Raw genomic sequence first — 20,092 nt, forward strand, 5'->3', positions numbered from 1 at the left:
AAAAAGCTGGGTTTATCTTAGAATATTCTATTAGAACAACCCTAGCTCTCCTCCTATTACCAGACGCGGAAACTCGGGGTAGCGGGGCGCATCACCCAAATCTTTGAAGCTATCAGTGAGCCGGTAGCGGGCCACCAGCGCGTAGCGCCCCGAGCCCAGCCGCGCCCCTACTCCGTACGACCAACGGTTTATATAATTCAGCTTACGCTCCGTTACTTCTACCCGCCCAGCGCCGTTGGGGCCAGGTTTGTCGACGTAGTGATGCGCCGAGCTGATAATCCAGCCACCCCAGCCGGTCAGGTCGAGGTAGCGGCCCACCACATTGCCGCGCCGCCCTAGGTTCAGGCGCCCATACACTTCGGCCTGAGCCTGAGGCAGCGCGAAAGACTCGCTTTGGTGCTGATCAGGGGTCGGCAGGATTTTCTGGTCATTCTGAACCAGATGATACACCAAACGCGCATAGCGCAGATCGAGGCCTATGGCAGCGGTCTGCGACAGACGATATTTCTGCCGCATTCCCGCAAACACCTCCCCCGACCGACCATAGCGCAACGTAGCGCCCGGCCCGTCAAACTTGCCTGCCACGGCCGCGTAGCCCAGATAGAAATGGCTAAAGAAAGCCCGGTTCGGGCCCGTGGCCGGGCGTAGCGTATCGGCGGCCACGTTGGCACGGAGCAGCACCCCCTGGGCTTGAGCCGCAGGCACCCCAAGGAGCCACAGGGCCGCACAGGCCCCGACCGTTAGCAAGCGCAAAAGCTTCATTGGGCTGAATAAGTAGAAGTGAACCCCCGATAATGCACCTGCACCGTGTCGCCGGCTTGCAGGCTGCGCAGGGGTATTTGCAACACGGCCCGCTGTTTCACTTCCAATACCTCATAAGTACGCAACACCCCGCGCCGGTCGGATACGTGCCAGTAGAGGTAGCTGGGAGGGTCAGGCAAGGTAGGTGTGGCACCGGCCGGCGGGCGTTTTTCGGCACTGTCGGATACGGGTGGGGCCAACTCTTCGCGGCCCACGGCCGGCACGGCGGCCAGTTTTTCCTTGCTCGGGGGCATTACAGCCACCGAATCAGAGTACAGCGGCAACGGCCGCGCGGCCACCTGCCCGATACCCGGCCGGATAATAATGGCCAGCATACTATCAGACTGGGCTACAAAATCGAATGTAGCGGCGGCGGGCTTTTTTTGGGCGCTACCCGTAAACCAGGAAGCGCGGGGTACTCCGTACCCGTGGGCGTAGTCGTAGTAGGGATACAAGCTGGCCGCCGCCTGGAGTTGCGCAAAGAGCTGCATGGCCGTCAGGTTGCGGTTTTGCTGCCAGGCGCAGGCCGCGAAGCCCGCCAGCAGCGGACTAGCAAACGACGTTCCCTGGGTGCGCACATAGCCGCCCGGCGCGGCCGCCAGCACCGTTCCGTAGGCGGTTACATTGGGCTTCAGGCGCCGATCAGCCGTCGGGCCGTAGCTGCTGAAGCCAATATGCAGGAAGTTATCAGGGTCAATGCCACCCACGGCCAGCACGGAGTCGCCATCGGCGGGGGTGCCAATGGTGCGCCACTCCGGGTCGAGGCCGTCGTTGCCGGCCGCATTTACTACCAGAATGCCTTTGCGCACAGCCATTGCCGCCGCGCGGGCTACGAGGCTATTGCGGCCATTCATCTGCTCGGGAAAATAGCGGCGGCTGGTGTAGCCCAACGAGGAGTTGATAATATCCACGCCCTGCTGGTCGGCCCACTCGGCGGCAGCCAGCCAGGCCTCTTCCTCAGCAAACCGCTCGCGGTGCATCTGCTCGGTGCGGGCCAGCAGGAATTCGGCTTCGGGGGCTAGCCCTAGCGCCGTGCCGTCGGGCAACAGGCCTGCTATACACGAGAGTACCTCCGTGCCGTGGCTGCCGCCAGCGTACACATAAGGCTTCTTTTTAAGAAAATCGTAGGTCGCCAGAATGCGCTTGCCCGCCCGTAAATGCTGAAACGCCGCGTGCTGATCGGCCCCGGAAAAGCCCACATCGAAGATAGCGATGCGCAGGCCCCGGCCGTCGAGCTTGGCCCGGCGGAAGTCGGCCGCTCCGAGGCTGGCAGTTTGGCTAAACGCCAGCTGATGATCAGCGGCGGATACTTCCGGCGTACCGCGCTCCGGCGCGCCGGGCTGGGTGGCGGGCAGCATCGGTAGTCCATCGGGCCGGCTCTCTACGCTGCGCACTCCCGGCAAGCGACATAACGCGGCAGCCTGCGCCGGTGTTGCGCGGCAGGAAACCGCATTAAACCAGCGACTTACAAACGTGACCGAATCGACCACCGCCCGCACCTGACGCAGGTAGTCGGGGCGTACCGGGAAATCGGTGCTGTCGGTGAGGGGCAGCTGCTGGCGCTGGCGGCGGGCCAGGGCCTGGGGGGCAAAATAGGTAGCCGGGTTAAAGCGGACGCCAGCTTTATCGCGCAGCACCACCCAATAGCGGGCCGTAGACGGTGTGGCGGCGTGCACAGTATGGGTTATCCCACTCAGCCCCAGACCAAGAAGCAGAAAAAAAGCCCGCACGAATAAACAATGAATACGCAAGTGATGCGGCAGTAATATAGTAAGCTGAAGCAACCACGAAGATACGATAGTAGCGCAAGGTGCGTGCTGTCTGGGGGGCATTTTTACTTCTCCAAACGAAACCGATACAACGCTATGTGTTGAAGGTAGCGCGAAAAGGATTTCCCACTACCTTCAACCCCACAAGCTCAAGGGTTGCTGTGGCCCGTCGGAGCTTATGCTGGTCTTAGTTCTCTCCTTAATCCCTTTTTTATGAACTCTACTTTTTCTCGAACCGCGCTGGTGGCCTTATGGAGCACGGGCAGCGTGCTGCTTGGTGGCTGCAATGCCAAAGAAATAGCCGCCTTACAGCAGCAAAACTCAGAGCTGCTCAGCTCCCGCGACCAGCTGCAAGCCCAAAAATCGGCTTTGGAGCAGGAGAAAGCCCAAACGGAGGAATCTCTGCGCTCCAACCTGTTGAGCAAAAACCAGGAAGTTAACCAGTTGAACGAAAACCTGGGCACCACCAAAGAGCAGCTGCAGGACCGTGAGCAGCGCATCGCTGAGTTGCAGCGCGTGCTCGATCAGAAGGAAGCCGCCGTAAAGGCTCTGCGCCAAAAAGTGGGCGACGCCCTACTGGGCTTCAATGCCAACGATCTGACGGTGAACGTGAAGAACGGCAAAGTGTACGTATCGCTCTCCGAGCAGCTCCTGTTCAAGTCCGGCTCCACGGTCGTTGATCCGAAGGGCCAGGAGGCACTGAAAAAGCTTGCCGCGGCCCTCAAAGGCAACCAGGATGTGAATGTGCTGGTGGAAGGCCACACCGACAATGTGCCCATCAGCCGTGGCACGGCTGGCATGAAAGACAACTGGGATTTGAGCGTGCTGCGTGCTACCGAAATAACTCGCATCCTGACCACAACCGGCCTCACTCCGGCCCAGGTCACGCCCTCGGGCCGGGCCCAATATCTCCCCATCACAGCCAATGCCACCCCCGCCGAGAAGGCCCAAAACCGTCGCACCGAGATCATCCTGACGCCCAAGCTCGACGAGCTTTTCCAGATTCTGGAAGCCAACTAAATCAGCTGATTTAATCGAGCTTATCACGGTTAAATATTACCACAACTAGCCTGAAAAGAAACGACCGCCTCATTTGGGGCGGCCGTTTCTTTTCAGGCTAGTTGTGGTTTCATCTAGACAAGTGAGCACAGCACAAAAGTGAATTATTTACACTTTACAACTTGCTATAAAACATTCACTATGAAATGATTTTGATGCATCATTTAAATCTGTAGTTTCAAGGGAAAATCCTCCACTGGCAGCCAGTGCTGACCATCGTGGCGAAAGAGTTGCAGGCTAGTGGCGAGGAAGGAAGCAGTGTAGAAACGATCCTGAAAAAGCTGGCGCAACGCCGGTACCTGGCTGGGGGGCAAATCGCGGGTGGCCAGGGTCATGTGCGGGGTAAAAGGCCGCCTTTCTAAGGGCATATCGGTCAGACGCGACGCACACCATCCAATTAGATCTGCGTGGAAGGCCTGCAGGGCCGCAGCCTCCGTCACGCGCACAAATAAGGTGCGATTACCAAACCAATCGAAGTCCTTTAAGCCTACGCCAAACCCCTCCTCAAGGGCAGCAAAATCCCGGAGCTCCGCGCGCAATACCGCCTCCGATTCAGGCGATTGCCGCCACGGCGGAATGAGCGTAATGTGCGCCGGCAAACGCACCGCATTGCGGCTGCCCGTGAGCGTGTGCACCTCCTGCTTCATCGCCCAGACCTCCGATGAAATCGGCTCGGGAGGCAAAATGGCAACAAGGTAAAGTGGGTCCATATTTACCCTACGTATGTGGCCATACTACCGATCGAGGTAGAGACGCTGATTCGCTTCTAATCGGAGAATGATAGTTGTCTGCTACCGCTCATCTGTCATCCTGAGGTACGAAGGACCTTCTGCCAATGGAACAAGTCGTTCTTCTGATAGAAGGTCCTTCGTACCTCAGGATGACAGATGGGTGGATAATAGGATACACAATGACTGCGACGATTGAGACGCGAATACGCGTCTCTACAAGCCGTATTTGCTTAGCAGATACACCAGCGCGGCCATGCTGGCCCCGCCCAGCTCCAGCTCGCGGCGGTTTACTTTGTCGAAGGTATCGGCGGCGGTGTGGTGAATATCGAAGTAGCGCTGGGAGTCGCAGTCGTAGCCGATGAGCACTTTCGCCTGGTCTTTCAGGGGGCCGATATCGGTGCCGCCGTGGCCGGCCACGAAGTCGCCGCTGCCGTAGGGGGCAAATAATGAGCGCCACTGCTGCATACGGGCCACGGTGGCCGGGTTAGTCGTTTCGAGGGCAAAGCCGCGAGGCGTGAAGCCACCACCGTCCGATTCCATAGCGGCTAAGTGCTTCTCATTGGCGGCCTTAGCTAGTTCCGCGTACTTCAACCCGCCCCGGTTGCCGTTTTCTTCATTCATAAACATGACGGCGCGCACGGTGCGCTCGGACTTCAGACCAGTAGCCTTGAGCAGGCGCAGGACTTCCATGCTCTGCACGCAGCCCGTGCCATCATCGTGGGCGCCCTGGCCCAGGTCCCAGGAATCAAGGTGGCCGCCGACGGTGATAATCTCGTCGGGATATTTGGAGCCCTTTATTTCGCCGATTACGTTGTACGATTTTACGTCGGGCAGAGTCTGACAAGCCATTTCCAGCTCGAAGGTCAGGTTTTTTGTCGGCTTTCAGCAGCTGGCTAAGACGGTCGGCGCCGTTGGTGCTAAGGGCAGCGGCGGGTACTTGGGCCACATTGTCCTCGTAGCGCATGGTGCCCGTGTGCGGGAAGTCGTCGTGGGCGAGGCTGAGTGAACGTACCAAGGCGCCCACGGCCCCGCGCCTGGCGGCGGCCGAGGCCCCGGCCCGGCGCTGGTCGCCGGCTTCCCCGTAGGCCTGGCCGGTTTCGATGTAGGTGGGGTTCATGGGGCGATTGAAGAACACGAATTTGCCCTTTACTTTCTCCTCCGGCAGGGCCGCCAGCTCCGCCAGACTCTGCACCTCTACTACCTGGGCGCGCAGCTTGCCGCCCGTGCCCACCGAACCACCCAGCGCGCACACCGGCACGTCTACGCCTTTGCCCTTGGCGGCCCGGATCTGGCCTTTCTCCTGGGCCCCGCGCACCCAGTGCGGCACCATCACTTCCTGCAAATACACGCGGTCGAGGCCCAGCTTTTCCATCGTCACTTTAGTCCAGTCTACGGCCTGCTGGGCCTGGGGCGAGCCGGCCAAGCGCCCGCCAATCTGGCCGGTGAGGTGGCGCAGGTTTTCGTAGCTCTGCCCGCGCAGCAGGGCTTCATCATAGATGCGGCGAATGTTCAGCGAATCGGTCTGGGGGGCATTTTGGGCCAGCGTGGGCGTGGTTAGCAATAGAGAAGCAACGCCCGCCAGCAGCGGGTAGCGAGAAAGGAAAGAAGACATAAAAAGCAAAAATGAGGAGGCAAAAGCAGTCTGAGAAGCTAAAGTACTAGGAAAGCCTAAACAGGTTGCAACAACAAATCTAGTCTGACCCCAACAACGCCTAGCCATCGGTCTGGGCGTTGTTGGGGTCAACTTCTAAAAAGCCTGAAGCTGTTGCTTGTAGAAATTCTTTTCACAAGAAAGCCGTGAGATATACTTACTGCTCTGCCCCAAACCGATGGGTTACCACCGTGGCGGCACCCGAGGGGGGCACTTTCACCTCGAATAAATAATCATACTCGCCATCCTCAACCGTGGTAATCTCCGATGTAGCCCCCAACGCCGAAACCAAGGGCAGCAGCGTATTGGAGTGGCCCACGACCAGCACTGTTTTGCCCTTCTGCTCCCGCAGGATGCGGGCGGCCAGGTCGGCGGGCTTATCGTAGACCTGTGGGGTGCGTTGCAGAGCCGTAGCTAAAGGGGCAGCGGTAGCGCGGCTACGCACGGTATTCGTCACGTACAGCGCTTCGATATTGCGGCTGCCCAGGGTGTCGCGCAGCGTAAGTGCCCGCTGCTCACCGGCCGGCGTCAGGGGCGGGTCGGTGAGGGCCGGACTGGTTTCTTTTTCGGCGTGGCGCACCACATAAATTGTGGTCACGGCCGCGCCGGGGAGCTTTTCAGCCGTAGAGCCAGACGCCGCCGGGCGCTCCGAGGAGCAACCAACGACCGCACTCAAAAGCAAACCCAGGGAGGGAATCAGGGGTAGAAAGCGCATAGAGAAGGAGAAAAGTGTGAGGCAAGTACGCCGGGAGGAGCGGCGGGTTGCACTATTTGAGCGCCATAATCTGCTTTAGCTCGGCCTCTGTCACCGTGAGCAGACCTACTTTGGGCAGGCGGGCGGTGAGCGTGCGCCAGTCGGGCTCCTGCTTAAAAATGGGCTGGAGCAGCTTCAGCGCGGCGGGCACTTGCTTGTTATTAGCCAGCGTAATGGCGTGCCAGTAGCGCATCTCCAGATTTTCCGGAAACATCTGCTCAGCCGTCTGGTACTCGCGCATGGCGCCGGGCATATCGTTTTTCTCCACGGCTAAGTCGCCGGCGTTCATGTGCTTGTAGGCGCGGTGCAGGCGGAGCAGGCGGTCCAACTCTTTCAGCGGGGCCGGGTTGTCATCGACTCGCAAATCAATCAGCCGGTCTTCCCAGGGAGCATTCGTGGCCTGGCCACGCACCACCAATAGGGCTGCCGACTGCTTGCCGCGGATGTCGCCGCCCACGGCTTGGGCGGCATTCAGCGCCGCCATCACCCGCTCGGCCAGGGGCAGACTCGCACTTTGCTCAAAGGCCTTGGCCATGGCGGGCCACACTTTTTCGCTGAGCATCATGTTGGCCTGCACCGAAAACTCCTTGCCGGTGATGTGGCCCGCGTAGTCCACGCATTTCTGGCCGGTGTGGGCGGCTACGTTGCCTTTGGCGTCCAGAATAGCCACCTGGCGCACCGCTTTGCCTTCATCCGTGCTGAGCAGCTCGTCGAGAGCTTGCTGGGCAGTTTTGCCGCTTTTCAGCAAAGCCAGACCCCGCATTCCGAAGGACTTGTTGGTAAATGACTGGGTAGCGACCACGCCCACGCCGGCCTCGCCCCAGCTCACCGACGTGCCTACCGAAAACCAATGGCTTTGCACGGCCACGGCCATCTCGCCCGTTTTGGGGTCGCGGGCCACGATGGAAAATGTATGAGCTAATGGCTCGGTGGCGGAGTACACCTGCGCGGTAGCTGATGTCAGCAGGCTGCTTAGCAAAAGCAGCAGAATAGTAGTTTTGAGAAGCATGAAAAAGTAGTTTCGGGTGATTAGTGGTTCAATATACTGCGGATGTAGCGCGAAGCGGTGCTTTGCTCGTTGAACGACTGACACTGGGGCATTTTTCAGTTACTTGTTCAACTAAACAACGATGCGCCATGCTACACTTTGCGGTACGCGCAACGATTCCCACGCAGGGCGAAGCGCCGCTTCGCGTTACCTTCTTACGCCTCTTCCTTTGAGCATCGCCCCTGCCCCACCCGTTATCCGCGTCCGCGACCTGAGCAAGCACTACCCCGGCCATATGGCGGTGCAGGACGTGTCGTTTGAGTTGGCGGCGGGCGAAACGCTGGTGTTGTTGGGGCCGAGTGGTTGCGGCAAAACCACGCTGCTCAAAATGCTCAACCGCCTTATTGAGCCTACCACGGGCACGGTGGAAATCAATGGGGTGGCGGTAGGTCAGCAGCGGCCGGAAGTGCTGCGCCGCGGTATCGGCTACGTGATTCAGCAGGTGGGTTTGCTGCCGCATTACACCGTGGCTGAAAACGTGGGGGTGGTGCCGCGCCTGCTGGGCCACACGGCCGCGGCTATCGCGGAGCGCACCAGCGCGTTGCTCACGCGCCTGCATTTGCCCCCCGTGCGCTTTGCTGACCAGTATCCGCACCAGCTTAGCGGCGGCCAGCAGCAACGCGTGGGCTTGGCCCGCGCCCTGGCCGCCGACCCGCCCATTATGCTCCTCGACGAACCCTTCGGCGCCCTCGACCCCGTGACGCGGGCCGGCATCCGCCGCGAGTTTCGGGAGCTGGAAGAATTGCGCGCGAAAACGATGGTGCTGGTGACCCACGATGTGACCGAAGCCTTCGAACTGGCCGACCGCATTGCCCTGCTTAGCGGGGGGCAAATCCAGCAAATAGGTACGCCGCACGAGCTGCTCTTTCGGCCCGCCAATGACTTCGTCCGCGACTTCTTCGCCGCCGAGCGGCTGGCTCTACAGCTACGCACGCTGCGCCTACGCGACCTGCTGCCGTTTTTGCCCCCCAGCACGAAAACGGCTTTATCAAAAAGCTTGTTTTTGGGAGAAATAAATATCTCGTTATCAATAGATGAACCTGTATCACCTAATTATTCAGTTCAGGAGGCCTTAGAGATACTGACAGCGCCCGAAGCCTCTGACGCGGCAGCGGCTCAGCAGGTAGCAGATGCCTCAGCACGCTACCTTATCATCGTAGAATCAGACGAAAATGCCCCCCGGTACCGCGTCGCTTTGCCGGAGCTGATGGCCGCTTTTGCCCACGCTATTCACCACGCCGAAACCGTATGGAAGTCCTGACCGAGCTGCTGGCTTTCTGGCAGGCCCAGGCCGGGAAGCTCGGCCACCAAACCCTGCAACACATCGGGCTTACTGCTGCTTCCCTGCTGCTGGCGGTGCTGGTGGGTGTGCCGCTGGGATTGCTGCTCACGCGTCGGCCGCGCCTGGCCCCAGTGGTGCTGGGCTTCACGGGCGTGCTCCAAACCATTCCCAGCATTGCCCTGCTCGGCTTCCTGATTCCGGTGCTCGGCATCGGGCCGGAGCCGGCCATCTTCGCGCTGTTCCTGTACGGGTTGCTGCCCATCGTGCGCAATACGCTGGCGGGCGTACAGGGCGTGAGCCCGGCCGTGGTGGAGGCCGCCCGTGGCCTGGGCCTTACCGATGGGCAGGTGCTGCGCCGGGTGGAGCTGCCGCTGGCGCTACCGGTGCTGTTCGCGGGCATTCGCACGGCGACGGTAATCAATGTGGGCGTGGCGACTTTGGCGGCTTATATCGCGGCGGGTGGCTTGGGCGAGTTCATTTTTGGCGGCATTGCCCTGAATAATCCGGCCATGATTCTGGCCGGTGCCATTCCGGCCGCCGCGCTGGCGCTGGCTTTCGATGCGGCGCTGGCCGGGCTTCAACGCCTCAGCGCCCGCCGCCTGACCCGCGTGGGGGGCTTTCTGCTAATACTGCTGCCTTTGCTGGCGGGGCTGTATGTGTTGCCCCGCGCCACGAGCAAGTTGCTGGCCGGCTTCAGTCCTGAGTTTGTGGGACGGGCCGATGGGCTGCCGGGTTTGCAAACCAAGTATGGGCTAGCCAAGCTGCCCAGCGTCATTCTGGCCCCGGCCCTGGTGTATGAAGCCGCCCGCCACCACGACGTGGACGTGATTGATGGCTACTCCACCGATGGCCGCATTAAGGCCTATGACCTGCGGGTGCTGCGCGACGACCGGGGGGCTTTTCCGCCCTATTTCGCCGCGCCCGTGGTGCGTCAGGCGGTGCTGGCAGCTCACCCGGAGCTGCGTCCCGTGCTGGAAAAGCTGGCCGGCCGCATCAACGACTCGGTGATGACGGAGCTGAACTACCGCGTGGACTACCGCCACGAAACGCCCCGCGCCGTGGCCCACGATTTTCTGCGCCGCCGGGGTCTGTGGCGGGTGCCGCAACCTATCACTGGCGCGACTATCCGACTGGGCTCCAAGATTTTTGCCGAGCAGTACATTCTGGCGGAGCTCTACGCGGCCCTCATTCGGGGCTACACCAACCTGGATGTCGTGACCAAAACCGGCCTGGGCGGCACTAGTATCTGCTTTGAGGCCCTGCGCACCGGTGCCATCGACCTCTACCCGGAGTACACCGGCACGGGTCTGTTAGTGCTGCTTCAGCCCTCGCCCGCCACCGTCGATTCGCTGGGGGGCAATCCGCAGGCAGTGTTCGACTATGTGCAGGTAGGTTTTCGGCAGCGCTATGGCCTGGAGTGGCTGAGCCCGCTAGGCTTCAACAATACCTACGCCCTACTTATGCGTCAGCAGCAGGCAGAGCAGCTGCAAATCGCCTCTGTATCGGAGCTCGGAGCTTACCTGCGTCAATGATGCGTTGCCAAGCCACGAGGTAACTAGGTGTACGACTTAAGTTCGATGCAGCAGATAAGCTGTGTGCTTTTGTTAAGCTAAGATTAATAAAATCAATTATCGAAATAGGCAAATCTCAAGAGGATATTAGCACATATAACAACCCATATTACTACATTTTCTTTCTTCCATCCTATTATCTTGGTTGTATGCAAAAACCCTCTTCCCTCGCCAAATGGGGCGCGGCTGTCTTGCTCTTGTCTTCGCTGAGTAGCTGCGAGGATATTTTAGAGCAGTACTTCCCCAAGCCCACTCCTCCTCCGCCCACCATTCCTACCTTTCCCAATCTGGGGTTAGACATTCCTTTCTATGCCTTGTCGGGCGGCACCAAGCTCGATGCTTACTCGACTAAGGACCCCGCTACGCGAACTAATTCGGTCAGCGTCACGGGCCTGGGCAGTGGCGAAACTTTGTTGGCGATTGACTTCCGCCCCGCCACGGGCCAACTCTACGGGGTGAGCAGCGCCAGCCGCCTGTATGTCATCAACCAGAACACGGGCGCGGCTCGGGCCGTTGGCACCGGGGCCTTTACCCCCGCTGTCGCCGGCAACCTGGTGGGCTTCGACTTCAACCCGACCGTGGACCGCATCCGCCTGGTCACTAGCACGGGCCAGAACCTGCGCCTGAATCCCGAAACGGGCACCGTCGCGGCTACCGATGGCGCGATCAATGGCGCGGCTAATGCAGCCCTGACCGGCGCGGCTTATACGAATAACACGAATGGGGTAACGACGACGGCCCTCTATGCCATTAACTCGCAGAACCAGCAGCTCTACCTGGTCAATCCACCCAACGACGGCACGCTCGTGCCCGTGGGCAGCCTGAACCTGAACGTGAGTGGGGATGGCGGCTTCGACATTGATGCGAAGACGGGTACGGCTCTCGGCTTGTATCCGGTCAATGGCAAGCCCACGCTGTTCGCCGTGGACCTAACTACGGGGGCGGCCCGTTCGCTGGCCCAGTACGCCGCTAACCTGAACTATAGCGGCATCGCCATTCCCACTCAGCCTGTGGCCTATTCAGCTGCTAGTTTTAGTGGTCCTACCTATACGCTGTACAGCTTTGATCCGACAAACCCGACCACTATCCTGGCGAAGCCCATCATAGGGTTGCAAGGATCTGTTGAACGAGATGGGGGTACGGAATTTATACTAGAGCTAGACTTTCGGCCAGCTACGGGCCAACTGTATGCCTTGGTTCGGCTATCCTCCCCTATTGTCAGTTCTCTCCGAGAATTTAGACTCTATACCATTAACCCAGCTACCGGCGCGGCCACGTTTGTTGGGTACCTCAATGGTCCACGAGTTGGTGAGGGTCCAATTCCACGCTTCACCAATTTGCCTTCATCTGAGTTTGGCATTGACTTCGATCCGGTGACCGACCAGCTTCGCTTGGTGGGTACTCACCCTGGCGTGAATGTGGTCGTAAATCCGAATACCGGCCTCTATACGCAAGACCGTAACCTGAATCCTGGTCAGCCAGGACTGACAGCCGCCGCCTACAGCAATAATTTTGCGGGTGCTACCTCGACTAACTTCTATGTCATTGACACCAATACGAATAAGCTTAACCTGCAGAATCCGGCCAGCGCGGGCACGCAGGTAGCGATTGGTGATTTGGGCATTAACGCCAATTTCTATACCTCTTTTGATATCAGCGGCATCACCAATACCGGCTATGTGGCCACTTCAACGGGAAGTGGACGCGAGCCTATTAGCCGACGACTCTACACGATCAATCTGGCCACCGGCGCGACGACAAAAGTTAGCGACACGGAAATTCCCGGCGTTGGGTTAGCGGTTGGGCTTGGGTTTTAAGTTTAGATTTCGTTAGTTGAGATTAGCTACACCACACGCAAAAAAGCTCCCCCCAGACAACCTCTGGGGGGCTTTTTTTATGTATGATTCCTTCAACCTTACGGATTTACCACGCCATAATCCTCTGACTCTATCGGGTGAGCGGCCGGGATGCTGGTAGGCTCGGGCTGGCCGGGCAGCTGTAGTTCCCAGCCCTGCTGCATCTGCGCGAGGCCGGCGCGGGCGGTCAGGTCGAACTGGCAGGGCACGATGGACACAAAGTTGTGCGCCAACGCCCACTCGTCGGTGTCGGCACCTTCGTCGAGGTTCACGAAGCTGCCGATCAGCCAGTAGTACGGGCGCTTGTGCGGATCATGGCGCAGGTCGAACTCCTCCTGCCACTTGGCGCGCGCCTGCCGGCATAATTTGGCCCCCAGAATAGGCGTATCCGACTTTTTGGGAATGTTCACGTTCAGGGCCGTGCCGGCCGGAATACCGTGCTCCAGGGCCTGGCGCGTGACGTGCTCTACCCACTCTTCGGTGTGCGAGAAGTCGGCCGAGTGACCGTAGTCGCACAGGGAAAAGCCGATAGCCGGCAGACCTTCAATAGCCGCCTCAATAGCCGCCGACATGGTGCCCGAGTACAGCACGTTTACCGACGAATTAGAGCCGTGGTTAATCCCCGACACTACTAAATCAGGCTGGCGGTCCTTGAGTACATGGTGCTTGGCCAGCTTCACGCAGTCGGCGGGCGTGCCGGAGCATTCGTAGGCTTCGATACCCTCGAAAATAGTGCTGGCATCGAGGCGCAACGGGTGGCCGATGGTAATAGCATGGCCCATGCCCGACTGGGGCGAGTTGGGAGCCACCACCACTACTTCGCCCAGGCGGCTCATAACGCGCACCAGCGTGGCGATGCCGGGGGCCGTGATGCCGTCGTCGTTGGAAATCAGAATCAGGGGTTTGGAAGGGGTAGCAGCCACGAGAAACGGAATTTAAAGTGAGAACCGAGCTGCAAAGGTAGGCAAGGCCGACGGCTTGTGCCGTAAGAGCCTGGCTTCAACCGCTCTTAGCCCAACGAGCAGCGCACCGCTACCGTATGCCATCGGTACTATGTTCTACTTCTCTGCTTCCGTCCGGGCTACGGCTCTGCTCCTGACCCTGACAGCCATTGGCGCCTGCGACTCCTCCCCGACCCAAGTCCCCGCAGCCTCGGGCAGCAACCAGCCATTTATTTCCTCACCCTCTGCCACTGTGCCCCCACCGCCGGGCACCCCCGAGGAGCCCGCATCGGCGGCCAACCCCACTACCCCCGACTCCCTGCACCTGCTCAGCTCCGACCGTGTGGGACGCCTGCGCCTGAATACCAGCGAGAAAGCCTTTTTGCGTCTGATTCCGGAAAGTCGCCGTCGCAAATCGACGCGCACCGCCGAGGGCATTACGTATCCGGTATATGAAGTAACCGATGCGCAGCAGCCTACCGCGCCGCCTATCTTACTGGAAATGGCGGGCGATGAGCAGGAAGGCTTCCGCATCTGGCGCATCCGCGTTATGGACCCCCAGTACCGCACCGCCGATGGTATCGGGGTAGGCTCGCCCTATGGTGCCGCCCGGCAGCAATACGGCATCACGACCATCGAGAAAACCGACGCCGGCCTGGTAGCCGTGTCCGATGCGGTAAATATGTCGTGGGTCTTGGATGAGCAATCTTTGCCCCCCAAGCGCCCCAGCCAAATGCGACCCACCGACGTGCCCACGGCCACGCGTATTATTGGGGTATTGGTGTCGCGGTAGCTCCCAAAGCCAGTAATTAGAGTACGCTATATTTCCTGTACTTTGGCAATGTTGAGTTACCCGTCAGTGTAGCCGCCCGTATTCACCCACGATTCCGTCATCTGTCAAGTGCCTATGCTTCTGTTCGAAAACAACTATCATCGTACGCGTGATTTTGGGTTGTTGATACTGCGCGTTGGGCTGGGTATGATGTTCACCATCCACGGCTACCCCAAGCTCATGGGTGGCCAGGCCGCCTGGACCGAAGTTGGAAGCGTCATGAAGCTGGTTGGACTCGATTTTGCGCCCACGGCCTGGGGCTTGCTGGCCGCGGTGGCGGAGGCCGTTGGGGGGCAATTGTTAGCCATAGGGTTGTTCTTTCGCATTACATGCGTTGCCCTATTCATCACCATGATCATGGCCGCCATCATGCACATCAGCAAAGGCGACAATTTTGGGAGCTATTCCCACGCCGTCGAGTCAGCCTTCGTGTTTTTAGGCTTATTGTTCATCGGGCCCGGCCGGTATAGCCTGGACAAACTATTGTTTCCAAGTCCGCGCCGGTTATATCAATAAACGGCTGCGGTGCAGCTTAACTCTAAAACCCCCTGGCTCAGAAGCCAAGGGGTTTTCTTTTACCTAAAGTATCCGTTGAGGCTTGATAAAGTACTTAGCGGGTGAGTGAGTATCAGAGTTATGCACGATAATTATCTTCTGTTTTGATCCACAAACTACTGTTTAATAGCGCTTTACACTTTAATAATATTGCAGCGCAAAACTTACCTTAATTATAATACACTTCTGACCACCTGATTATAAGTAAGCCACGTAAGAAAATATATACAATCCTATTTTTTCTTTTATTAATCCTATAAACCCGTAGTAATGCTAAAATCCTTTTCTCTCGCCAAATGGGGCGTGGCTGTTCTCTTATTGTCCTCGCTGAGTAGCTGCGAAGATATCATGGAGCAGTACTTCCCCAAACCCAACCCGACCACCCCTACCTTTCCTTCCTTAGGGTTGGATATTCCCTTCTATGCTTTGTCGGGCGGCACGAAGCTCGACGCCTATTCCACGAAAGATGCGGCTAAACGCCTCAGTTCCGTAGCTCTTACGGGCCTACAGAGTGGGGAAACGCTCTTAGCCATCGACTTCCGCCCGGCGACCGGGCAGCTCTACGGGGTCAGTAGTGCCAGTCGGCTGTATGTGATTAACCAAAACACGGGCGCGGCCCGCGCTATCGGCGCTAGTGCCTTCACCCCGGCCCTGGGGGGCAATCTGGTGGGCTTTGACTTCAACCCGACGGTGGACCGCATCCGCCTAGTCACCAGCACGGGCCAAAACCTGCGGCTGAACCCCGAGACGGGCACCGTCGCGGCTACCGACGGCGTGCTTAACGGTGCCACTGGGGCCACCATCACTGGTGCCGCCTACACCAACAACACAGCCGGGGCTTCAACGACGGCGTTGTATACTATCAACACCCAAAATCAGCAGCTCTATCTGGTCAACCCGCCCAACAACGGTACGCTCGTGCCCGTGGGCAGCCTGAACCTGAACATCAGCGGCGACGGCGGCTTTGACATCGATGCCAAGACCGGTACAGCTCTGGGCTTGTATACAGTTAAGGGCAAGCCGACGCTCTTTACCGTAGACTTAAGTACCGGCGCAACCCGTCCCCTGGCGGAGTATGGCGCTAACCTAGGCTACTCCGGCATTGCCATTCCTACCCAGCCCGTTGCCTATGTGGTAGACAGTAATAATACCTTCTCAGTTTTCAACCTCACGACGCCTTCCAATCTGATATCCAAGCCGATTACGGGGCTGCTGGGCGATGAGGTGGTGATCGGGCTGGATTTCCGGCCGGCGAATGGTCAACTCTATGCGATAAGCCGTAATCGCTTAGCTAATGGCGGGCAGCTCTACACGATCAACGCCGCAACGGGTGCTGCTACCCTGGTTGGTCGATTATCCCCGCGCGTAACTTTTTCGTTTGGTACCGGCTTTGATTTTGATCCTGTCGCAGACCGTATTATTAACACCGCCGACGAAAGTTTTTTGATGATAAATCCCCTAGATGCCAGCGTCACAGGAGAGGGTAGTGTGAGTGGAGGAACTGGAAATGCCCGACTCGACAACAAGTTCATCACAGCAGTAGCCTATGATAACAATTATGCTGGGGCTACTAGTACCACTTTATATGGCATTAATGCCCGAAGAAGCGAGGTAGTGCGATTCCGCTTTTCGCCTGACCCAACTTCCAGATTCATACAAGCTAATTATGAGATAGTTGGGATTATAGAAGGAGGCGTTCGTGAGGGATCTAACGAGCTGAACGGGTTCGATATTGGTGGCATGAGTAATACTGCCTACGGTGTTTTTACCAACTTCTACGGCGAAGGTCCTAATCCTAATAAGGGCGTGTTATATGCAATTGACTTGCAGAATGCTACGCAAAAAATCGTAGGTGTCTTTCCTCAGCCTGTGACGGGCTTTACCGTTGGCTTAGGCTTCTAACCGTCGCCACCCTACTTGATGCCTTCAACCAAAAAGCCCCAGCTCATGAGCTGGGGCTTTTTTATTTTTTTATTGAATCACTTTATTACTCCGACTTCACGGGATGACTGGTAATAAAGTGGAGCAATGAAGAACTCGCATGAATGGAGTCGCTCAATCTTACCAGCTTAGGGTAAGTCAGGCTCTAGCACCTGTATCAACAACCGTTTACAGCTTATCTGACTACCAAAGAGCCCCTTGGGGCAGTATCCTGTACATACGGATACTACTTCGGAGAGCTTTTAGTAAATTTTTAATGCTAGTAACATCTAAATATAGGAGAAATCCGTAGGGGAAAAGCTAATCAGTACCATAAATTCTTTCCTTCATCCTATATTATTGCTAGTATGCTAAAAACCTCTTCCCTCGCCAAATGGGGCGTGGCCGTCTTGCTCATGTCGTCGCTGAGTAGTTGTGAGGACATCCTGGAGCAGTACTTCCCCAAACCTACTCCCACCCCGCCTGCCATTCCTACGTTTCCGCCCTTAGGCCAGGACATTGCCTTCTATGCCTTGTCGGGAGGGAACCGGCTGGATGCCTACTCCACGGCCAATGCGGCCACGCGCACTAACTCGTTGTCCATCACGGGCTTAGCCAGCGGTGAGATGCTCCTGGCTATTGATTTCCGGCCCGCTACCGGACAGCTCTATGGCATCAGTAATGGGAGCCGGTTGTACCTCATCAACCAGAATACTGGAGCAGCCAGAGCTATAGGCGCGGGCGCCTTCATGCCGGCGGTGTCGGGCAACCTGGTGGGCTTTGACTTTAACCCCACCGTGGACCGAATCCGCCTCGTGACGTCAACCGGCCAGAACTTGCGTCTGAACCCCGAAACGGGCACGGTGGCCGCCACTGATGGTGTCATCAATGGGGCAGCAGGGACCATCTTATCGGGCGCGGCTTACTCTAATAACGTGCCCCTTGCCACCAGCACCGCGCTCTACGCCATTGATGCGGCCGCCAAACAACTCTACTTGGTCAACCCGCCCAACAACGGCACGGTGGTCGCCGTGGGCAACCTGAACCTGAACATCACCGGCGATGGGGGCTTCGATATCGATGCGAAGACCGGCACGGCTCTGGGCCTATATCCGGTTAATGGCCAACCCACCCTCTTTACCATAGACTTGAGCACGGGCGCCGCCCGCCCCTTGGCCCAGTACAGTGCCAGCCTCGGCTATACGGGCATCGCGATTCCCACCCGGCCCGTGATATATACCTCTAGATTTAATGTTGGGATTAGAGGGGAGCACTGGAGTGATTTAGTGATTGTTGACCCCACTCGCATTACCCGCTATGGAGGGGCGCGCATTACCGGCTTAGGGTTCGATGATATTATAGACATCGACTTCCGGCCCGCCACGGGCCAGCTCTATGCGCTGACGACTACCGATACCGAGCCCAATGTCGCTCGCCTGTACACGATTGATCTGGGCACCTATGCGGCTACCCTCGTGGCCACCCTCTTTCCTATAGAGCAAGTGCCAGATCGGCCAGCTTATTCGATGGACTTCAACCCGGTTACGGATCGCCTGCGTATTGTCAGCACTTTTGGCCAAAACCTGCGGGTGAATCCCGTGGATGGAACTGTGGTGGAAGATGAGCGCCTCAACCCTAGCAACCAGGCTATATTTGGCGTGGCCTATACGAATAGTACGGTCGGCGCGACTACTACCGACTTATATGCGGTGGGCTTTGATCGAAGCAACTCGGCAACCAACTCGATAAGCAAGCTATATCGGCAGAATCCTCCCAATGCGGGCACGCTCACCGAGATAGGCCTTATTAGTTCGGAAGAGAGGAGAGGAATATATGAGCTTGATATTAGCGGCACCTCCAATACCGGCTACGCCATTGGTGAAAACGGCCGAAACAGCAGAAGCTTATACACCATTGATTTAGCCACGGGCAGAGCTACTGAATCTACTGTTCTTGGAATCTTTGATCCGCAAACAAATGGACTAGCTGTTGGGCCAGGCTTTTGAGCTTCACCATCCTATTTGGCTTCTTTAACAAAAAAGCCCCAGCTCCTGAGCTGGGGCTTTTTCTTTAGTATAAACTATTCATTCGGTGTCCGTGAAAGGCTGGGGAGCCTAGCTGATGTTAGGTTAGGCTATTACTGCTCAATGGCACACGTTGAAAACAACTATTTAATATCCAATTCACTATAAATCAAATAGTTATTGCTTATGATTAGCCTAATTAAATAATTATCTACTTCCTAATGCGAATACCTACAACGGAACCGTAAGAAACTGCGTATAGGCAAGGGTTTTAGTTCAATTATTTCTTCTTTCCATCTTATTTTCTTGCTTCTATGCTAAAAACCTCTTCCCTCGCCAAGTGGGGCGTGGCTCTTCTGTTATTGTCCTCGCTGAGTAGCTGCGAGGACATCCTGGAGCAGTACTTCCCCAAGCCTACCCCTCCGCCCACTATTCCTACGCAGCCCGTGGCGTATACGACCTACGAAATTGCAGGACCAGGAAATAGCTTTCAGAACAGTCTTTTGGTTTTCAATCCCAACACGCTGACCACGACCAAGCAGATACCCATTACGGGGTTGAGCGCCTCCTCCGACCGAATATTAGGTCTAGACCTTCGCCCTGCTACTGATCAGCTTTATGCCTTGGTGGGGACCAACGTGATTCCTCCCTTCACACGTCCCTTTGTGACGAATGGCCGACTGTATACCATCAACCCGGCCACCGGGGCCGCCACTCTTGTCTCCCCGCTAAGCATTCCAATACAGGGTTTCTCAGAGTTTGGATTTGATTTTAACCCCGTGGTTGACCGGATTCGGATTGTGAGCGACAAAAACCAAAATTTGCGGGTGAACCCAGCTGATGGGACCGCTATTGAAGATGGTCGTATTAATGGGGGGGTGACTGCCTTTTCGGGGGAGGTAGCCTATGACAATAATATGGCGGGCGCCTCCTCCTCCAATTTGTACGTAATAGAAGCTTTTACCAAAAAGCTGTACCTACAGAACCCACCAAACAGCGGTACTCTCGTGGAGATTGGCCCCTTGGGAATCAACTCCGGGAATGTCACCTTCGATATTGGGGGAACCAGCAATAAAGCTTATGCGGTTGTACTCGTCGGTTCGACCGTCGAATCAATTTCCACTCGCTTATTTTCTGTCAATCTGACGACGGGCGCTCTGACAGACCTCGGTGCCCTTGGCTTTCCTACAGCTGCCAGGGATGCCATTGCTGTTCCCACGGGCTTTACACTGGGTGCAGGTTTTTAAGTTACCCTCTTCTCCAATAAACTTAAAAAGCCTTGGCTCCGGAGCCAAGGC

The 20,092-nt window shown here is 57.4% G+C and carries 17 protein-coding genes; 9 read left to right on the forward strand and 8 right to left on the reverse strand.

Annotation, left to right across the window (positions count from 1 at the left end):
• Positions 1 to 30: 30 nt before the first annotated feature.
• Both B9A24_RS18820 and B9A24_RS18825 read right to left on the reverse strand, forming a co-directional pair.
• Positions 31 to 762, reverse strand: a complete 732-nt coding sequence (locus tag B9A24_RS18820; RefSeq protein ID WP_084447565.1) for a hypothetical protein — start codon at positions 760 to 762, stop codon at positions 31 to 33.
• On the reverse strand, positions 759 to 2,477 hold the full coding sequence (locus tag B9A24_RS18825; RefSeq protein WP_159452107.1) for a S8 family serine peptidase: 1,719 nt from the start codon (positions 2,475 to 2,477) through the stop codon (positions 759 to 761). The genes B9A24_RS18820 and B9A24_RS18825 overlap by 4 nt, the downstream gene beginning before the upstream one ends.
• Positions 2,478 to 2,783: 306 nt before the next feature.
• Here B9A24_RS18825 and B9A24_RS18830 point away from each other — a divergent pair, with 306 nt between their 5' ends.
• Positions 2,784 to 3,590: an OmpA family protein gene (locus B9A24_RS18830; RefSeq protein ID WP_084447567.1), complete on the forward strand. Its 807-nt coding sequence runs from the start codon at positions 2,784 to 2,786 to the stop codon at positions 3,588 to 3,590.
• A gap of 203 nt (positions 3,591 to 3,793) precedes the next feature.
• Here B9A24_RS18830 and B9A24_RS18835 read toward each other — a convergent pair whose 3' ends face one another.
• From B9A24_RS18835 to B9A24_RS18850, 5 genes are all read right to left on the reverse strand, one after another.
• Positions 3,794 to 4,339 carry a 2'-5' RNA ligase family protein gene (locus B9A24_RS18835; RefSeq protein WP_084447568.1) on the reverse strand — a complete coding sequence of 182 codons (546 nt, stop codon included), beginning with the start codon at positions 4,337 to 4,339 and terminating at the stop codon, positions 3,794 to 3,796.
• Positions 4,340 to 4,573: 234 nt separating this feature from the next.
• Entirely contained in the window at positions 4,574 to 5,209 is a 636-nt protein-coding gene (locus tag B9A24_RS23120; protein ID WP_317044263.1) for a M20/M25/M40 family metallo-hydrolase, read from the reverse strand.
• Positions 5,106 to 5,972 carry a zinc-binding metallopeptidase family protein gene (locus tag B9A24_RS23125; RefSeq protein ID WP_317044264.1) on the reverse strand — a complete coding sequence of 289 codons (867 nt, stop codon included), beginning with the start codon at positions 5,970 to 5,972 and terminating at the stop codon, positions 5,106 to 5,108. Before B9A24_RS23125 ends, B9A24_RS23120 begins: the two co-directional genes overlap by 104 nt.
• Positions 5,973 to 6,168: 196 nt before the next feature.
• Positions 6,169 to 6,726, reverse strand: a complete 558-nt coding sequence (locus B9A24_RS18845; RefSeq protein ID WP_084447569.1) for a histidine phosphatase family protein — start codon at positions 6,724 to 6,726, stop codon at positions 6,169 to 6,171.
• Positions 6,727 to 6,778: 52 nt separating this feature from the next.
• Positions 6,779 to 7,774, reverse strand: a complete 996-nt coding sequence (locus B9A24_RS18850) for a DUF1028 domain-containing protein (protein ID WP_084447570.1) — start codon at positions 7,772 to 7,774, stop codon at positions 6,779 to 6,781.
• A 208-nt stretch (positions 7,775 to 7,982) separates the two neighbouring features.
• On the opposite strand from B9A24_RS18850, the gene B9A24_RS18855 reads away from it, so the two are divergent.
• From B9A24_RS18855 to B9A24_RS18865, 3 genes are all read left to right on the forward strand, one after another.
• On the forward strand, positions 7,983 to 9,074 hold the full coding sequence (locus B9A24_RS18855; protein WP_234997526.1) for an ABC transporter ATP-binding protein: 1,092 nt from the start codon (positions 7,983 to 7,985) through the stop codon (positions 9,072 to 9,074).
• The gene (locus B9A24_RS18860) at positions 9,062 to 10,627 is read left to right on the forward strand and encodes an ABC transporter permease/substrate-binding protein (RefSeq protein ID WP_084447572.1); all 1,566 of its coding nucleotides are present in this window, start codon (positions 9,062 to 9,064) and stop codon (positions 10,625 to 10,627) included. The genes B9A24_RS18855 and B9A24_RS18860 overlap by 13 nt, the downstream gene beginning before the upstream one ends.
• A 188-nt stretch (positions 10,628 to 10,815) precedes the next feature.
• Entirely contained in the window at positions 10,816 to 12,483 is a 1,668-nt protein-coding gene (locus B9A24_RS18865) for a DUF4394 domain-containing protein (RefSeq protein WP_084447573.1), read from the forward strand.
• Positions 12,484 to 12,581: 98 nt separating this feature from the next.
• On the opposite strand, the gene surE is transcribed toward B9A24_RS18865, so the two are convergent.
• A complete protein-coding gene (gene surE / locus B9A24_RS18870; protein WP_084447574.1) occupies positions 12,582 to 13,445 on the reverse strand; it encodes a 5'/3'-nucleotidase SurE in 864 nt (287 codons plus the stop codon).
• A 130-nt stretch (positions 13,446 to 13,575) separates the two neighbouring features.
• Between surE and B9A24_RS18875 the strand changes: the two genes are divergently transcribed.
• The 5 genes from B9A24_RS18875 to B9A24_RS18895 all read left to right on the forward strand — a co-directional run bounded on the left by B9A24_RS18875 (position 13,576) and on the right by B9A24_RS18895 (position 20,041).
• Positions 13,576 to 14,256, forward strand: a complete 681-nt coding sequence (locus B9A24_RS18875; protein ID WP_084447575.1) for a hypothetical protein — start codon at positions 13,576 to 13,578, stop codon at positions 14,254 to 14,256.
• Positions 14,257 to 14,370: 114 nt separating this feature from the next.
• Positions 14,371 to 14,811: a DoxX family protein gene (locus B9A24_RS18880; RefSeq protein ID WP_084447576.1), complete on the forward strand. Its 441-nt coding sequence runs from the start codon at positions 14,371 to 14,373 to the stop codon at positions 14,809 to 14,811.
• A 309-nt stretch (positions 14,812 to 15,120) separates the two neighbouring features.
• The gene (locus B9A24_RS18885; RefSeq protein ID WP_084447577.1) at positions 15,121 to 16,752 is read left to right on the forward strand and encodes a DUF4394 domain-containing protein; all 1,632 of its coding nucleotides are present in this window, start codon (positions 15,121 to 15,123) and stop codon (positions 16,750 to 16,752) included.
• Between the two features lie 386 nt (positions 16,753 to 17,138).
• Positions 17,139 to 18,776, forward strand: coding sequence for a DUF4394 domain-containing protein (locus B9A24_RS18890; protein WP_084447578.1), 1,638 nt, complete (start codon positions 17,139 to 17,141; stop codon positions 18,774 to 18,776).
• Positions 18,777 to 19,108: 332 nt separating this feature from the next.
• Positions 19,109 to 20,041: a DUF4394 domain-containing protein gene (locus tag B9A24_RS18895; protein WP_084447579.1), complete on the forward strand. Its 933-nt coding sequence runs from the start codon at positions 19,109 to 19,111 to the stop codon at positions 20,039 to 20,041.
• The last annotated feature ends 51 nt before the right edge of the window (positions 20,042 to 20,092 follow it).

It is taken from the genome of Hymenobacter roseosalivarius DSM 11622 (genome assembly GCF_900176135.1).
Classification (GTDB): domain Bacteria; phylum Bacteroidota; class Bacteroidia; order Cytophagales; family Hymenobacteraceae; genus Hymenobacter; species Hymenobacter roseosalivarius.

Coding starts and splice junctions, on each gene's coding strand:
- B9A24_RS18845 (WP_084447569.1), bottom strand. CDS start 6,726: ATGCGCTTTCTACCCCTGATTCCCTCCCTGGGTTTGCTTTTGAGTGCG.
- B9A24_RS18835 (WP_084447568.1), bottom strand. CDS start 4,339: ATGGACCCACTTTACCTTGTTGCCATTTTGCCTCCCGAGCCGATTTCA.
- B9A24_RS18890 (WP_084447578.1), top strand. CDS start 17,139: ATGCTAAAAACCTCTTCCCTCGCCAAATGGGGCGTGGCCGTCTTGCTC.
- B9A24_RS18850 (WP_084447570.1), bottom strand. CDS start 7,774: ATGCTTCTCAAAACTACTATTCTGCTGCTTTTGCTAAGCAGCCTGCTG.
- B9A24_RS23125 (WP_317044264.1), bottom strand. CDS start 5,972: ATGTCTTCTTTCCTTTCTCGCTACCCGCTGCTGGCGGGCGTTGCTTCT.
- B9A24_RS23120 (WP_317044263.1), bottom strand. CDS start 5,209: ATGGCTTGTCAGACTCTGCCCGACGTAAAATCGTACAACGTAATCGGC.
- B9A24_RS18865 (WP_084447573.1), top strand. CDS start 10,816: ATGCAAAAACCCTCTTCCCTCGCCAAATGGGGCGCGGCTGTCTTGCTC.
- B9A24_RS18895 (WP_084447579.1), top strand. CDS start 19,109: ATGCTAAAAACCTCTTCCCTCGCCAAGTGGGGCGTGGCTCTTCTGTTA.
- B9A24_RS18875 (WP_084447575.1), top strand. CDS start 13,576: ATGTTCTACTTCTCTGCTTCCGTCCGGGCTACGGCTCTGCTCCTGACC.
- B9A24_RS18820 (WP_084447565.1), bottom strand. CDS start 762: ATGAAGCTTTTGCGCTTGCTAACGGTCGGGGCCTGTGCGGCCCTGTGG.
- B9A24_RS18885 (WP_084447577.1), top strand. CDS start 15,121: ATGCTAAAATCCTTTTCTCTCGCCAAATGGGGCGTGGCTGTTCTCTTA.
- B9A24_RS18830 (WP_084447567.1), top strand. CDS start 2,784: ATGAACTCTACTTTTTCTCGAACCGCGCTGGTGGCCTTATGGAGCACG.
- B9A24_RS18860 (WP_084447572.1), top strand. CDS start 9,062: ATGGAAGTCCTGACCGAGCTGCTGGCTTTCTGGCAGGCCCAGGCCGGG.
- B9A24_RS18880 (WP_084447576.1), top strand. CDS start 14,371: ATGCTTCTGTTCGAAAACAACTATCATCGTACGCGTGATTTTGGGTTG.